Genomic DNA, 13,889 nt, shown 5'->3' on the forward strand with positions numbered 1-13,889 from the left:
TAGTCCATCTAAGCCTGTCAGTTTTTGTAGATCCTGCCAAGCAGGAGCACGAGCTAGATTAATTAAACGGAAAGCGGTGGAGTACAAAGGAGGCAGGTGTTCTGTTTGCAGCTATAGTAGGTGCGAAGCTGCTCTACAGTTCCACCACCCTGATCCGTTAAACAAGAGCTTCGGAATTGGAAAATCTAGCCGATCGTTTGAATCCTTGAAGTCAGAGCTAGATAAGACCGTATTACTATGCAGCAACTGTCACGCAGAGGAGCACATGTTACGCCATGATCGAACCTTGGAACGTAGATCCGTCAAAAACCCCACTTGATGAGATTAAATATTCTACCGTACCTAATCTTGACAATGGTATTTATATTGTCAAGATGTACGATCCTGAAGCGAGTCATAGATCCGTCTATTTTTGGAACAAAGAAGCTGCTATAGCATACGCTAACTATCACGGGGACGATGAGTACGGTTTTGCAGGATGGCACAAAGTTAACATTTACCAGTTCGATCGGATATGTGAAGATGGGAAGATTAGCCTTCGGGACATGTATGCTCACGATATTCGCTTGCAATTAATCTCTGCGGGTATTGTTGAGAAGGAAGACCCATGCGCGGATTTTATAGAGCCACCTGATCTAAAAAGTATCTATATTACTGAAATAGATCCCGGTGATGAAGACGAATACTTGCTTCTCTATTTCTCGACTATGGAAGCCGCTCTTACCTATGCCGCTAGGTGCGATAACAAGGAGGACGATCTTTATTGCAGCTCTGTTAATTTTTACAAGTTTGATCTACTTTGTGACAATGGAAGGATCAGTGTTAAGGAGTTCTACGATTACTAGTTATGATCGAATTCAAGCAAGGGGATTTACTAGAAGAAGATGAAGTTGATGCGATCGTCAACGCAGTTAACTGCGTTGGAGTAATGGGGAAGGGGATTGCGTTGCAATTTAAGGAGAAGTATCCAAACAACTTCAGAGAGTATCGATCGGCTTGCCTTCGTGGAGAAGTAGTTCCCGGAAGAATGTTTGTGACCGAAAACTGTCTTTATCCTCAAAAAGTCAGCAATCCTCGGTACTTAATCAATTTTCCTACCAAACAACACTGGAAGGATGATTCCACTATGAAGTATATCGTTGACGGGATGCGGGATCTTCGAAAGGTGATAAAAGACAGAAAGATTCGATCTATCGCAATTCCGGCTCTAGGATGCGGTAATGGAGGTTTGCAGTGGGTAGGGGTTGCTTCTATTATGGTCCAGTATCTTATCGGTCTACAAGATGTTTATGTAATTATCTATGAGCCGCAGTGCTAGATAAAATTAAACAGTATCTACAGGAGCCTCATCGCTATAGCTGGTTCATCTTTGAAATCAGTCTCTACTCTAGCTTAGAAAGAAGCATCTTTGTTAAGCACTGGCTTATAGATTCTAGCGATGCTTGTTCAGTTATAGTCGATACTGTTTGGTTTAGATTCTTTGTCTATCGGTTAGGCTTCTATCTAAAACACAGGGTTAGATAGCCTTCAGGTCTGTTGGTATAGTTGCAAAGTGATTTGATGAGTATGTCTACGGTATAAAAGTTTGAGATTAGATTAAGTCAACCAGATCCAGCCAGTAAAACTACAATGCGTACTTTAGCTTCAATTCAGCAGATTGGATCTATATCTGCAATCGACAATGCAGATGCTATAGAAAAGTTGATGGTCCTTGGATGGTCTACCGTCGCTAGAAAAGGTGAGTTTGAAGAAGGTGATTTATGTGTCTTCTTTGAGATCGATAGTATTCTGCCTGAAACAGAATGGTCGGAATTTATGCGTCGGTGGGGTAACTACCGCATCCGAACTGTGAGGCTGCGTGGCGTCTTGTCTCAAGGACTGGCGTTACCGCTAAGTGTTTTCAAAATCATGCTGCCAACCGAGATCGGCGCAGACGTGACCGAACTACTAGGTGTCACGAAATATGAGAAATTTGTAGCGGAGATTAAAGGTCAAAGCCCTTTTCCAGGCTTTATTCCGAAGACGGATGAAACTCGAATTCAGTCAGTTCCTCATATCCTGAAAGAGTTTGACGGTAGAGAGGTTGTCGCTACGGTTAAATACGATGGAGTGAGTGCAACGTATGCCAACTTTTACAAAGAGTTTTACGTATGTAGTCGAGACATTCGGTTAGACCCTGCTAACAACCCTTACTGGCGTATCGCCGACAAATACAAGCTGGGAAACATTCCCGAAGGTATTGCGGTTCAAGGCGAGATCTGCGGTCCAAAAATGCAAGGCAATAAGCTAGGACTAAAAGAACTATGGTTTTTCGCGTTTAATGTTTTTGATATTCAGCGAGGTAGGTACTTTAACTGGCGAGAATTCGTCACGTTCTGCAAAGAGTACGATATTCCCTATGTAGGTGTGGTTTTTCTTACAGTTCTTGACGCAAGAAAAACCACACCTGAATCTCTACTCGAAGCAGCAGAAGGAATATATCCCGGAACAGTAAATCAACGGGAAGGGATTGTACTTCGACCCATTGTAGAAACCTACAGTGCAACCTTGAATGGCAGACTCAGCGTGAAAGTGATCAACAATAGATTTCTCATTGAGAATAATGAATAAATCTGGTTTTGCATCAGGTATTAAAAGAGTAAACACTAAAAAACCTGCTTGGTGCGCCAAAGCTTAAAATCGATCGGCGTAGCAGGTGTATTAACTCTATATTATCCCATCTCTAGGTGTGTATGGTTATCACCTGCTTTCCTTTCTTCAACGCCTGAATCTTTGCTATAAGTTTATTAGCTTCCTTTCTGCCGATCGTTCTCTCTGGCTTGCATCCATAGGGACAAGGCATCTCTTCTGCGATCCCCCATAACCTACAGATTAACGGTCTTTGTTTATAGATTGAACAGATGCCAAAACCCTGCACTAGCTTGGAACATGTCAAATCACCGTCAACGGTCGGAACTGAGCTAACGGTCTGAATGTTTTCGACTTCGATCGGAAGCACCCCAATAACCCCACAGCATTCCTGGCATTTTCCTTTGCATACTAAGAGGGGTAGAGAGTTGTATATCTCTTCCAGTTCTGCTAGTTGTAGTTGACTCATATCTTCTCCTTACATACTTATAGGCTGTATTAATATCTAATTTTTGTTAAATCCCTAAAATATTTTTTGGGTCTGTCTGCAAAACAGCGATAACCTCTTCCGAAAACTCAGGAGTAGGAAATGATTCACCTATCCATTCAAAATCAGGGTAGGCTTCTTTTAGAAATACTCCATGAGGGATGCACTCATCTTCTCCCAGCCACACCCTTAGCCGATAATCTATCCTAACTTCCTCAGTTTCTATCCAAAAGTGAGGGTATATAACCTGTTTTGCTCTTCCGCCCATCCTCCAGGTGCAGGTTCCTGTAAATAGTTGGAACAAGACTTCAGAGCTGTAAAGCTCTGAAGCGATAAGGTAAGTACACCCATCGCATTCCGTAGGTGTATTGTCGAAAGGTATCGACAGTCTAACTAGTTCATCTATATCCATCTTTATCCCTCTCCTGACTTGTCAATATCCGTACAGTCGTGTATAATTTTATAGATGCTGGTTGAACTAGGATCATTTTTTTCTCTTTTGATTTGGACTCTCCTACAACTATCTAATAGTTGTAGGTTTTTTATTTTTCAAGTCCGGGGTAAAACTCTTCTATAAGTGCATTGTTCATATCTTGCGCTGCTTAGTTGCTTATAACCTCCATATCGCAAAAGTTTAATAATAGCAGTCTTAGTTCTTCAGGTAATGCAGCAATTTTGTCTTCGCCAAATACAGTTATTTTGCTTCCTGGGTAAGGCATGAAGTCAGTAAACGCCTTTAACCCTGATAAAGGTGTAGCGTTCAACATTTTTTAAGATCTCAAGCTCATTAGCTCCTGCAAAGAAGCCATCTCCTTCACTAAGCGGGTCTTTCTTTACGCTTTTTTTTTTGAGTGAGCCATGACGCGATCGCAATTTGAGGTTTGTATTTCTTGATCGCTTCTACGGTTTCTAGTTTTTCTACGTCTAATTTGGGTGCTGTAGCCTTAGCATCTCTAGCATACATATATCCCTGCATCAGAGGATGCATCTGTATCCAGCTATCAGTCTGATGGATTCCCAGGTGATAGCCCAGATCCGCGTTCCCTGCTGCGACTTCGATCGCAAATCTATCTCCTATCTTCTCTCTTAACCAGTCAATCAGCTCGATAGTCGGGAGCTGGTATCTACCTCTGAACTGCATCCACATCCGTAGCTCTAGGTTATCAAATTGAGCGTAGAACTTATAGGGATGCAAGAGGATTCTTCCTTCTCTTAGGAGTTGTTGATCGATCGCTTTAACAATTTCACTTTGTTTTTCTGGTGATAGATCAATAATCTCTGCTTTGATTTGTGACATAATTTCCTACAAAAACACTATTTCTTTGATCTCTCCTGCCGATGTCTTTACAAAAATCTTATGTCCCTTCTTTAGTTCGCTTTGAATAAAGGATTCTGTAGATATCGCACGTCGAATAGCCTCTGTTTGCGTTGTCCCTTGCAGACTGCATAGAAGATCTAGCATTCTGCCAGAATCAAAAGGCAGTGATATACTTAGCCTCTTGTTAGAAGGTGCTGGTAATGGAGAGTGTTCCGAGTCTTTTTCAGTTCCCATCGTGCTATCTACCTCTTCTTATTCGAACAGCTACTCCCTCATTCTCTTCCAAGGGGACAATACTTTTAGTCCCGCTTATAAGAGGAGGAATTAAGTACGTATCTGACTTGTATGCTTCTATGTACTCTTGTAAGGAGATTATACTGATTCCGAAATAATCAGCATATGATTGTAGTTGAGATAGCGTCACATTCCCGGATAGTTCAATGTAATTAACCTGTCCCTTATCTAAACCTAAAGCCTCTTCCATGTGCTGCTGACTCAGATTTACTCTAAACCTCAGCATTCTTAAAGCTGTTAGTACATGTACCACTGGATTGTTAATTTTTGGCATATAACCCTGTTATTTTTATTTAGACGCTAACCCTACTTCGATCGCGTTAATCACTCCGCCTACCCCTTGAGCATGTAGACGACTGTTTTTAACCTTTGCAGATCTAGCGGATCGAACAACTGTATCGATCGATTTTTGAGGCGCGACTCCTGCGATCGCAATTACCAGATCGGCTTGCTCCACGGCTTGCACCGCTTTATTGATTTGAGACTGTTTAGCCGATGCGTTCGCCCAATGCAAAATCTCAACTTGAGAGTCCCCTAATTTTGCTCGCACCCCTAATTCCAACGTGCTGTCGCCACCTACGATCACAACCCTTCCTTTGAGATGGCTAAGCGATCGAGAAGGATTCTCTAGCGCAAGGCTGTTTTCCTTTTGAGGCTTACTTGATCGAGCGGTAGGCTTGCCAACAATGCTTATTGCTCGGATACGGTTGTTTAGCGCAAACTGTGCCGTGAACCGGATCGTCTCCTCCCCGGACAATCGATGCTTCGCGACTGGACCCCTGTTAGACAGTTCATTGATTTTGTTGACGAGCGCAATCGCGATCTCGTCTACCGCGTTAATCTCAGATAGCTCCTTAAGACGGTCCCGGATATAAATCGCTAGATCGGTTGCTTCGAAAAAGCATCGTTGCTGACCAATTTCCTCCAGGATATCTTGCTTAAGCTCCCGCCTCTGATTTTCTAGCTCAATATCTTTTAAGCGTTTAATTTCCTGCTGCTGTTCGAATTGCATCTGCTCGTCAACCAACAGCTCAGCTTCTTGCGGGATTTTTCTAATCTTCTCTTCTAGTAGACTCTTCTGACTTCTCAACCGATCAACAAGTTTAACGATCGCAGGGTTCTGAGTTCCTTGCGCCTCGAACTTTACTAAGGCTTGTGAAACCGTTCGATGAATCGGCGCTACTTTTGAGAGCAGTTGTTTTTCGTGTTGCTCGATTAAACCCTTACGTTTTTGACTTCGCTCAAACTCCTTGGTTTGGTCCTCCGCCTGTTTAATTGTGTCTTGTATCTCAATCTCAAGTTGTGAAAGATCCATAGTTAATCCTGATAAATCACCTATCGACGCTATCTGGTTTTCTCAAGGCGTTTGCTACTATAGCGTTGGATATATATATATATATAGCATCCGATCGCCATCATCAGAATCCCGCCAAGTCTAATAACATGGGAATTGCTCACGTCTCCCCATGCGCTGCTTCCAAAAGCAACTATAAGAAGTGCGCCTGTGTTTATAATGGGTTTACTCATTTTTTATTTTCCGAGCAATTTCTCTAAAGCGTCAGCACAAGCCTGGCGCGCATATCTTTCGGAATTAGTTTCCGATCCGTACCTTTCTATGTTTCTCCATTCTTGAATTAGCTACTCTATATCTTCCATGAATCGCTGCAAGTAGAAGGCGGAAGCATCTCCCGCTAGCATTGTCTGCAACGTAACGAAGTTATTCATTATTTCGTCCTCTTTTAAGAATCTCTTTGGGGTATGCTTCCATCCAATGACTACCCCGAACGTTTCGTATGTTTTTACGATGAATGTTACCCAATCTTCTCTGTTTGTAGGTCCATGTGCGCAAAATAAACACTCCCTTTTTCCATCGATAACATCCTTTACAGTGTTATGGATATCTATGCCTCTAGCTCCGAACCGTGCGATCGTTTCTCCTCCCTGATGAACCCACACAGTATTCCCATCAGACTGTATTTGTACCCCAGGAGGATACAGCACATCTTCTATCGTTATTCCTATGTCTTCAGGTGAGCACTCTAGAAAATCGGTCGCATCTCCTACAGCCCATCCTGCTTCCGCTAGTTTTCGAAGTCTATCTATATCCATAAACTTTCTTGAATTAGATTCGATACGTCTTTAGCAGATTTACCTCTTTTAGCGATCGGACATCCTCCGTCGAGGTCTCAGAACCACTTCGTCCCTCTTTTCATCAATGCTTCAACTGCATAGATTTCACCACTATTTTTATTATTTATTTCTCATTCTAAGTCTGTACCTATTCGCTTTAGAAGAAGTCCAGCAGTCTTGGTATAGGTCTCTATCTTATCTAAAATCAGCACCTCTTCGTCCGATCTATTGCTTTTATCTATAAGCAGGTAAGCTACAAGATCTCTTAATCGTTTTAACGCCTTTGCAAGATCTTCGGGATCTACCGCATCCGATATAGAAATGAGATCGTCAACACTTTCAGAAAAGCTTTCTAATTTTGGAGTTTCGTATACCGCCGAAAACAGCACCGACCTAGAGTCGTTGCATACAGGATGATTTAAGGCTATCAGTGTCGATGTTCTATATATAGCTCTTAGAAGTAGGTATGCATCTTCTACTGTTTCAAGACTAAAATCATCCAACGGTATTTTTTCTTCAGTATTTTTTCCTTCGTATACTATCTCTTCTTCTGCTGCTTTTACCATCAAATCCCGGATAGATACACAAGCATATTCGATCGCCTCTTCTATTAACCTGTTTTCTGGAACTGGTCGATAGGAGATCCCCTCAGAAAAAGGCAGGTTTAGATATCTGTAGAAAACCTCAGATCCCAAAAACTTTTCGTATATGATTCTAGCGTAATTTCTAAAAGGATCTTCATCAGAAGGTATTTTCGTTTGATCAGTTTCAAAGTGGATTGTCTCCTTGCTTTTTCTGTCATAAATCACTACCTGCATGTCATATGTCTCTAGAACAGAGGCAATAGATACAGCAGCTTCAACAGTGCTTATTAAAGGAGACACCTCTATTTCATAGATCCCTTTTGAGTGAAGGCTAATCTTATATAGAAACAGTTCTTTGACTTCCTCAAACTCCTTTCGCAAATCATCTTTTACGGAAGTCGCAAAATGACATTCGATAATATCTTCGTATATCAATAGAAGACAGTCCGCGATCGGTCTAATTTCTAAAAGTTCTTCCCGCATCAACCCTGATCCTTAAATATCGGAGCAGGTATCATTGTGCCTACGTGCGTTGAATTTGTCAATCAGAAATTATCAATTCTTCCAGTTCTCGAATTTGGTTTAGTTCTTGTCCGGGGATGAGTTCAATCGCGATCGAGGTTTCGAAGCAGTCCGATCGAGATGCACTTATATAATGTCGTCCTTCTGATTCGAATTCAAAGAAATATACGACTCCGTTAAACCATTTCTTCCCTGCTGCCCCGTCTGCTATAAATCTCTGCATATTTTAGGCATTAAGACGGACTACGAAAGTATAACCCAAGAGAAATAAAAGAGGAAGTAAGTACTTCCTTCGCTTCCTGCGTTCAGATACACGGTTTAAGCCAGTTCTTCATTTTAGAAATAAAAATATACAGACACGATAAAACATTGTGTTGACGATCCGTGTGTCTTGAGTCAAATGCCAGGAACGAGACTTGAACTCGTGACACGAGGATTTGAAGATCTCCTGCGATTTATAGCGTTCTGGTGAGGATGCACCTGCCTTCATAAATCAAGTGGCTCGTAAGTGGCTCGTAAATTGGCATTTATTCGAGGTGAGAGCCGCTTGGAAGGCAGGTGAGCCGGGATAGCTCAGTTGGTAGAGCAGAGGACTGAAAATCCTCCCGCAGGGGTTCGATTCCCCTTCCTGGCACTTTCTTTAAGGGTTTCAGCCATCGGATTTGCCGAAATCTTTGAAGGATCTCCCAAGTGGAGTGCAACTGGCTCGTAAGTGGAGCGTGTAAAAGTCCGCCTATTTGCAAGCCTTCCAGCGTTCTCAAATCTTCTTAGGTTTGAGATATTTGCGTATGCCTGAAAAACAAATTATCGTAAGGGAGTCCTGATATGTTTGCGGGAAGCAATATGGCACGTCTTTCCTATGGTGAGGTTGGGGTCGAAGTTAATCGAGGAAAAATTAGACTTCGGCTTCCTCGGTATTTAATGGATAAAGGTGTAGAGCGATATATCTATACAGGAATGGATGATAGCCGAGATAATAAATTCAAGGCAGAAACTTTAGCGTTATCGATGACGGAAGATCTTAGAACAGGGTGTTTCGACCTGTCTCTGACGCGTTATAAAAACGCTCTTAATCCTAGAATCTTCCTCAACAAAAATATCTCCTCTGCTTTGGATTTAAGGCAACTTTGGACAGATTATGCACTTAGTAGAAAGCGGCAGGTTGCCGGGACTACTTACAAAATGGAGTACGAAACTAAGTTCCCGAATCATATTAAGCAGCTTCCTACTTTCCACCCTGAAGATGCGATCGCACATCGAGACTACTTGATTGAAAATTTGTCTTTAGGTCAGGCTAGACGAGTCATTACGCAGTTAAGTGCTTGTTGTGACTGGGCGATGGAAGAAGGAATGATCCATCGCAATCCGTATAAAGGAATGGCAGAAAAAATTAAGGCAAAGATACGAATTCCAGGAGAAGAAGATTCGGAGATAGATCCGTTTTCCGACGCTGAAAGAATAGGTATCGAAAAGGCATTTGAATTCCACGAGGAACATAACCACTTTTACCCGTTCATTAGATTCCTGAACTTAACCGGATGTAGACCTTCCGAAGCGATCGGATTGAAAAAGGAAGATATTTTAAGAGGGTTTACCCAAATTATTTTCCGCAGATCATATTCGACAAGGGTAGGGATAGAGAAAGACACGAAAAATCACGGAAGCAGAAGATTTCAAGTAAATCAATCCTTAAAAGAACTGCTGACAGATATAGTGCCTCTCAGAGCCTCAGACGATTATGTAATATTTAAGGCAAAGAAAGGGGGGTATATCCGCCAAAATCAATTTGTTCAGCGTGTTTGGAAAGGCTACCATCCAGAAGGTAATCCTCACGGAAGGCACTATATCGGGATAACTGAAAGTCTTCTATCGCAAGGGATCATGGAACGATACAGACCTCCATACAATTTGAGGCATACTGCCATCACGCGAATGGTAGAGGAAGGTGTCTCTCTAAATCACATCGCCTACGCGATGGGAAATTCAGCCGCAGTCATTGAAAAGTACTACATGGGAAGAATCATGAAATTCACCTCCCCATTAGACTGAACCACTGTTAGGTTAAGTTATTGTGTAAGGAGAACATTTATCAAATGTTCTCCTTGGGCTGTTTGGGGGTTGTATATGGACAAATTAGTTCGAATCAAGTGGGTGATCGCGCTTGTTGCGCTGCTTACGGGAGGGCTATTGAGCCTGTCTTCGATCGCAGTCTTTAACGTGCTGGGAGATATCCTAGTTCTACTTGGGGTATGTCTAGGTCTGTTTTCTGCATATCAGATGGAGCGGAAGGAATGCAGATAGAAAAGGATTGGGAAGTCTGTAGAATAAAGCAGCTATTGTCTGATGCGACAGACGATCAACTTCTTGACGTAATTAGAGACTGCTCGGAGAGATAATATGGTTCATCCTACCGAAAAAACCAGACCTGACCTTATTCTTGAATCGGGAGAACATAAGGGAACGGTATACAAAATCTTGCATACAGGATTCGGAACTCGATGCGGATATATAATGCTTCCTTTCGGGCACCCTGTGTTTGGGTACAGCTTTTCGGAGTTGTCGGGTATATTCTCTGTTCATGGTGGTATAACCTACAGCAACGCAGGCGCACCTAAGCATAAGAATGATTACAATTTAGAACGGTGGATCGGGTTTGACTGCAATCATTGTTTTGATCTGCCGGACGAGACGCTACCTTTTGACAATAACCTCTACAAGCATTACCTGCACTTCTCTTCGAGAATAATAAGACAGTATTGGGATACTGAAGACACCTCGGCAAAGCCAGAGGTTCGATCGACTGATTATGTCAGAGCAGAGTGTTTTAAGCTCTGCTCTCAAGCAGCATTACTGGCTAAAGCACATCAATCTGCTGGTTAACCTGCTGTTCTTTACGGAACGCTTCCTTTCTAGTAAATCTACTCTGGAAGCGTTCCTCCATCACCTCGAAATTTTTCTTCCAGTCGATAGACTCAAGCTCTTGATCCGGGTTCTTTTCTAAAGAGGCAGCTCCTTTCTGCAAAAGATGCTGAAAACAAACCGGATCATTATTCATCGGCTTTATTGTTTGAACAGGAAATTTTCTACGAATATCACAAACATCACACTGTTCATCAAACTCCAGCAGTACCTGACGTACTGCCTCAAACACTAGAACTATATACGTTCCGTTTAACCCAACGCAATAATTTACCTCATACCCATATCCTTTTGGATAAGACAGTACAACTCTAATTCCATAAATAACGGATCGCATCCCAAGCTCGAATCTGCCTGTTTCCGATCGCCAGTTCAGAAGATCCACATTAATGTTGGGTTCTGTAGAGGTAAATATCATTAGTTAAGTTCTGCTTTCCTTATAAAAATATTTCTTGTTTTTTCGATAGCTCTCCTATACTCGACAAGCTTCTGGTATAGATCAGGGTGTTGAAAACAGAGTTTAGCGATGCCAGCAGGATCGACCTTCTCTACTGTCATGTTCGCTTGAAATTGAAGTACCGTCCCGCAGTAACCACACATAGAAACACCTCCGGGGATAGGTTTTATGTTTGGGCTTCCGGGACTAAATGCAGCATCTATCCCATTGTTGCAGTTAGGACATTTTGATTCAGGGATGTCATAACCCTTACTGCGTCTAGGTGTGTTTCTATTTTTTCTACTGCTCATCTTCTTAAGTCACACATCTTTAGATAAAATTTGTACGCCGCAGATAAGGTTATTAAGCTAGCAATGCAGACTAAAACCCCTACAGGGTTTCCTTCTAGCAGCAATCTCACTCCTGCGGCTCCTGCAATCGAAGACAGTACTATTTTAATAACCAAAGAAATAAAACCCCAATCCATGTAGTTACCTACCTAGTTTTGAAATAAGTAAGAAGCGCAACAAACACAAATACTATCGGATACCATGCCTGCCATCTGCCATAGATAAACAAAAGAACCGATACAGATAGAAAACCGCATACCACAGGCAACCAGTATTTCTTATTCATGCGACTAGTTCATACCGTGAGTTTTGTGATCGTCTTCCAGTAGAACGTCTAATTCTTTTGCATAATCAAACGCACGTTTCACAATCCCTAATCTAGGCTCATACTCCGATCGGAGCATCGCAGCTAGGATAACCAACGTAGAATCTCGAATTACGTCTTTTTGAAGCTGCTTTCTGTTCGAGGATTTTCTAGTGCTTCTTCGTGCATCTTCCATTTCATCATGTCAACTGCTGCCTCCTTGATTTTTTCAGGGAGTTTGTTCATGTAATCGTTTACGTGGTCAACGCTATCTAATTCCAAAACCGCTCTTAGCGAATGAAATAATAGAGCAACTTCTTCCGTCGTCAAATTTTCAAAGATTTGATTGGGGGTTTTCATGTATTTTTCTTCAGGGTTTCTTCAATCGAAGCTATAGATAACAATCGGTCAGGATCGATACCTCGTATCTTACAAACAACGGACCTGCAATACATTAAAGAGTCAAACTTCTGACGGGAAAATAGGAACATCTGGACTATCTCCGACTTGTCTAGAGATACGTATGATCCGTTGTCATTAAGACAAATAAACGAGGCACAGACGCCGCATATAGTGGGAATACCAGGGACAGGTTCAGGATCTGTTTCTGGGTTGTTCGGGTCAAGCAAAAACATTAATTCTGTACCGCAGTCAGGACATCTTAATATATCGCCCATCATTCTAATCTCCTAGACCTATAAACGCGATCGCACCTCTGTACTATCGCTGCACCTCTTACAGCACCCCGTCCTTGGGATTCTAAGAGCCTCGGAGTCATGATTACCCTGACGCAGCTATCACGGGTGAGATGCGATCGCGTTAGCCATAATACACGAAAACCCTCTGTGTGTACAGAGGGTTTCGGCACCGAAGTACCTTATTGCGTTCCCAATAATTAGTCTACCTATTTTCTACAGAAAAGAACGTGGATAATTGTTATATCATTATGGTATTATCCCATTGTTCTATACGGCTCTTACTATGTGGCTTGGTGTATTTTTTATCGCCTGCGTAATATCAGGTCTGATTATAAGGATAATGGAAGGAGATCTCCCCACCATTTATGGACTCGTAATGCTAGGTATGATTTATTTAATAGTGTTTACAATGGATCGGTAAAATGAGTGGACTAAGCAGTTTCGATCTCCAAGAGCTGACCGAGATAGAAAAGTATGTGAGATTTCAACTTAAGGTTATCCAAGCGACAAAATATATCGCTCAGGATAGTGCGGATAACCCTGCCTTAATTGAGCGATATACTAAGCAGATTCTAGAGGATGTACTTGAAGCGATCGATCTCAAGCAGGAAGATGCATAAAACCACTGTTTCTATGTCTTTAGAGATCATTCTTCTCTTTCCTTAAGAATGCGATCTAGCGAATCGATCGCCGATACAAACTGGATCAGAAAGTTTTGAGGGACCGCTTTAGAGGCAAGTCCTTCAACGATCTTATATTTGTATAGCTGCTCCCTCAAAAAACGGGTATCCAGATAGCTTGCATCTACTACGCAAGCTCTCGCGTTATGTAGACTGTCTGCGAACTTTACAAGTCGCCAATCAGGTGACTCGTATGACAGTATGTGTCCGTAATAAGTGGATTCCGATCGCTTGTGTAGATCGGTGCAGTGCCATACGATAGCAGCGACCCTCTCACCAAATAGCTTTTGAATCTCCATGAAGGACACACCCACATCTTCAGGAGCATCATGCAGCAGAGCTGCGATCGCCTGTTCCTCGTCCCCTTTCATTTCAAGAACTAATGCAGATACAGACATTAGATGCGATATATATGGCACTTCCGTATGTTTCCGAAGCTGTTTCAGATGAACCACGCAAATAAACTGAAGCGCTTCTGAGAAACGAGGAGAAAACAAATCAGAGCTAGAAAAACTAGGCATACGTTAGAACAGAATCCT

15 protein-coding genes and 1 tRNA gene are annotated in these 13,889 nt (G+C 42.1%); 6 read left to right on the forward strand and 10 right to left on the reverse strand.

Going from position 1 to position 13,889, the window contains the following annotated elements; genetic code table 11:
• The first annotated feature begins 275 nt into the window (after positions 1 to 275).
• From ACRC32_RS12595 to ACRC32_RS12605, 3 genes are all read left to right on the forward strand, one after another.
• Positions 276 to 845: a hypothetical protein gene (locus ACRC32_RS12595; protein ID WP_438554288.1), complete on the forward strand. Its 570-nt coding sequence runs from the start codon at positions 276 to 278 to the stop codon at positions 843 to 845.
• Between the two features lie 2 nt (positions 846 to 847).
• Complete coding sequence (locus ACRC32_RS12600) at positions 848 to 1,318, forward strand: macro domain-containing protein (protein ID WP_438554289.1); 471 nt, start codon at positions 848 to 850, stop codon at positions 1,316 to 1,318.
• A gap of 311 nt (positions 1,319 to 1,629) precedes the next feature.
• The gene (locus tag ACRC32_RS12605) at positions 1,630 to 2,610 is read left to right on the forward strand and encodes an RNA ligase family protein (protein ID WP_438554290.1); all 981 of its coding nucleotides are present in this window, start codon (positions 1,630 to 1,632) and stop codon (positions 2,608 to 2,610) included.
• A 112-nt stretch (positions 2,611 to 2,722) separates the two neighbouring features.
• On the opposite strand, the gene ACRC32_RS12610 is transcribed toward ACRC32_RS12605, so the two are convergent.
• From ACRC32_RS12610 to ACRC32_RS12640, 7 genes are all read right to left on the reverse strand, one after another.
• Complete coding sequence (locus ACRC32_RS12610) at positions 2,723 to 3,097, reverse strand: YkgJ family cysteine cluster protein (protein WP_438554291.1); 375 nt, start codon at positions 3,095 to 3,097, stop codon at positions 2,723 to 2,725.
• 46 nt (positions 3,098 to 3,143) lie between these two features.
• Complete coding sequence (locus ACRC32_RS12615) at positions 3,144 to 3,527, reverse strand: hypothetical protein (protein ID WP_438554292.1); 384 nt, start codon at positions 3,525 to 3,527, stop codon at positions 3,144 to 3,146.
• Between the two features lie 190 nt (positions 3,528 to 3,717).
• Complete coding sequence (locus tag ACRC32_RS12620; RefSeq protein ID WP_438554293.1) at positions 3,718 to 3,882, reverse strand: hypothetical protein; 165 nt, start codon at positions 3,880 to 3,882, stop codon at positions 3,718 to 3,720.
• Between the two features lie 50 nt (positions 3,883 to 3,932).
• Complete coding sequence (locus ACRC32_RS12625) at positions 3,933 to 4,412, reverse strand: hypothetical protein (RefSeq protein ID WP_438554294.1); 480 nt, start codon at positions 4,410 to 4,412, stop codon at positions 3,933 to 3,935.
• Positions 4,413 to 5,016: 604 nt separating this feature from the next.
• Entirely contained in the window at positions 5,017 to 6,042 is a 1,026-nt protein-coding gene (locus ACRC32_RS12630) for a hypothetical protein (protein ID WP_438554295.1), read from the reverse strand.
• A 323-nt stretch (positions 6,043 to 6,365) separates the two neighbouring features.
• Positions 6,366 to 6,836 carry a hypothetical protein gene (locus ACRC32_RS12635; RefSeq protein ID WP_438554296.1) on the reverse strand — a complete coding sequence of 157 codons (471 nt, stop codon included), beginning with the start codon at positions 6,834 to 6,836 and terminating at the stop codon, positions 6,366 to 6,368.
• A 152-nt stretch (positions 6,837 to 6,988) separates the two neighbouring features.
• On the reverse strand, positions 6,989 to 7,924 hold the full coding sequence (locus ACRC32_RS12640; protein WP_438554297.1) for a hypothetical protein: 936 nt from the start codon (positions 7,922 to 7,924) through the stop codon (positions 6,989 to 6,991).
• Between the two features lie 601 nt (positions 7,925 to 8,525).
• Between ACRC32_RS12640 and ACRC32_RS12645 the strand changes: the two genes are divergently transcribed.
• Positions 8,526 to 8,597, forward strand: a tRNA-Phe gene (locus ACRC32_RS12645).
• 191 nt (positions 8,598 to 8,788) lie between these two features.
• A complete protein-coding gene (locus ACRC32_RS12650) occupies positions 8,789 to 10,012 on the forward strand; it encodes a tyrosine-type recombinase/integrase (protein WP_438554298.1) in 1,224 nt (407 codons plus the stop codon).
• An 805-nt stretch (positions 10,013 to 10,817) separates the two neighbouring features.
• Here the strand turns inward: ACRC32_RS12650 and ACRC32_RS12655 are convergent.
• Together ACRC32_RS12655 and ACRC32_RS12660 are read right to left on the reverse strand one after the other, a co-directional pair.
• Positions 10,818 to 11,300, reverse strand: a complete 483-nt coding sequence (locus ACRC32_RS12655) for a hypothetical protein (RefSeq protein ID WP_438554299.1) — start codon at positions 11,298 to 11,300, stop codon at positions 10,818 to 10,820.
• An 804-nt stretch (positions 11,301 to 12,104) separates the two neighbouring features.
• Entirely contained in the window at positions 12,105 to 12,332 is a 228-nt protein-coding gene (locus ACRC32_RS12660; protein WP_438554300.1) for a hypothetical protein, read from the reverse strand.
• A gap of 760 nt (positions 12,333 to 13,092) precedes the next feature.
• Here ACRC32_RS12660 and ACRC32_RS12665 point away from each other — a divergent pair.
• Complete coding sequence (locus tag ACRC32_RS12665) at positions 13,093 to 13,290, forward strand: hypothetical protein (protein ID WP_438554301.1); 198 nt, start codon at positions 13,093 to 13,095, stop codon at positions 13,288 to 13,290.
• A gap of 26 nt (positions 13,291 to 13,316) precedes the next feature.
• Here the strand turns inward: ACRC32_RS12665 and ACRC32_RS12670 are convergent, their stop codons facing one another.
• Entirely contained in the window at positions 13,317 to 13,871 is a 555-nt protein-coding gene (locus tag ACRC32_RS12670; RefSeq protein WP_438554302.1) for an HD domain-containing protein, read from the reverse strand.
• Positions 13,872 to 13,889 lie beyond the last annotated feature (18 nt).

The organism is Chroococcidiopsis sp., from assembly GCF_051657925.1.
In the GTDB taxonomy this organism is placed as follows: domain Bacteria; phylum Cyanobacteriota; class Cyanobacteriia; order Cyanobacteriales; family Chroococcidiopsidaceae; genus Chroococcidiopsis.

Coding starts and splice junctions, on each gene's coding strand:
- ACRC32_RS12625 (WP_438554294.1), bottom strand. CDS start 4,412: ATGTCACAAATCAAAGCAGAGATTATTGATCTATCACCAGAAAAACAA.
- ACRC32_RS12635 (WP_438554296.1), bottom strand. CDS start 6,836: ATGGATATAGATAGACTTCGAAAACTAGCGGAAGCAGGATGGGCTGTA.
- ACRC32_RS12655 (WP_438554299.1), bottom strand. CDS start 11,300: ATGATATTTACCTCTACAGAACCCAACATTAATGTGGATCTTCTGAAC.
- ACRC32_RS12640 (WP_438554297.1), bottom strand. CDS start 7,924: ATGCGGGAAGAACTTTTAGAAATTAGACCGATCGCGGACTGTCTTCTA.
- ACRC32_RS12610 (WP_438554291.1), bottom strand. CDS start 3,097: ATGAGTCAACTACAACTAGCAGAACTGGAAGAGATATACAACTCTCTA.
- ACRC32_RS12595 (WP_438554288.1), top strand. CDS start 276: ATGATCGAACCTTGGAACGTAGATCCGTCAAAAACCCCACTTGATGAG.
- ACRC32_RS12615 (WP_438554292.1), bottom strand. CDS start 3,527: ATGGATATAGATGAACTAGTTAGACTGTCGATACCTTTCGACAATACA.
- ACRC32_RS12670 (WP_438554302.1), bottom strand. CDS start 13,871: ATGCCTAGTTTTTCTAGCTCTGATTTGTTTTCTCCTCGTTTCTCAGAA.
- ACRC32_RS12600 (WP_438554289.1), top strand. CDS start 848: ATGATCGAATTCAAGCAAGGGGATTTACTAGAAGAAGATGAAGTTGAT.
- ACRC32_RS12620 (WP_438554293.1), bottom strand. CDS start 3,882: ATGTTGAACGCTACACCTTTATCAGGGTTAAAGGCGTTTACTGACTTC.
- ACRC32_RS12665 (WP_438554301.1), top strand. CDS start 13,093: ATGAGTGGACTAAGCAGTTTCGATCTCCAAGAGCTGACCGAGATAGAA.
- ACRC32_RS12605 (WP_438554290.1), top strand. CDS start 1,630: ATGCGTACTTTAGCTTCAATTCAGCAGATTGGATCTATATCTGCAATC.
- ACRC32_RS12630 (WP_438554295.1), bottom strand. CDS start 6,042: ATGGATCTTTCACAACTTGAGATTGAGATACAAGACACAATTAAACAG.
- ACRC32_RS12660 (WP_438554300.1), bottom strand. CDS start 12,332: ATGAAAACCCCCAATCAAATCTTTGAAAATTTGACGACGGAAGAAGTT.
- ACRC32_RS12650 (WP_438554298.1), top strand. CDS start 8,789: ATGTTTGCGGGAAGCAATATGGCACGTCTTTCCTATGGTGAGGTTGGG.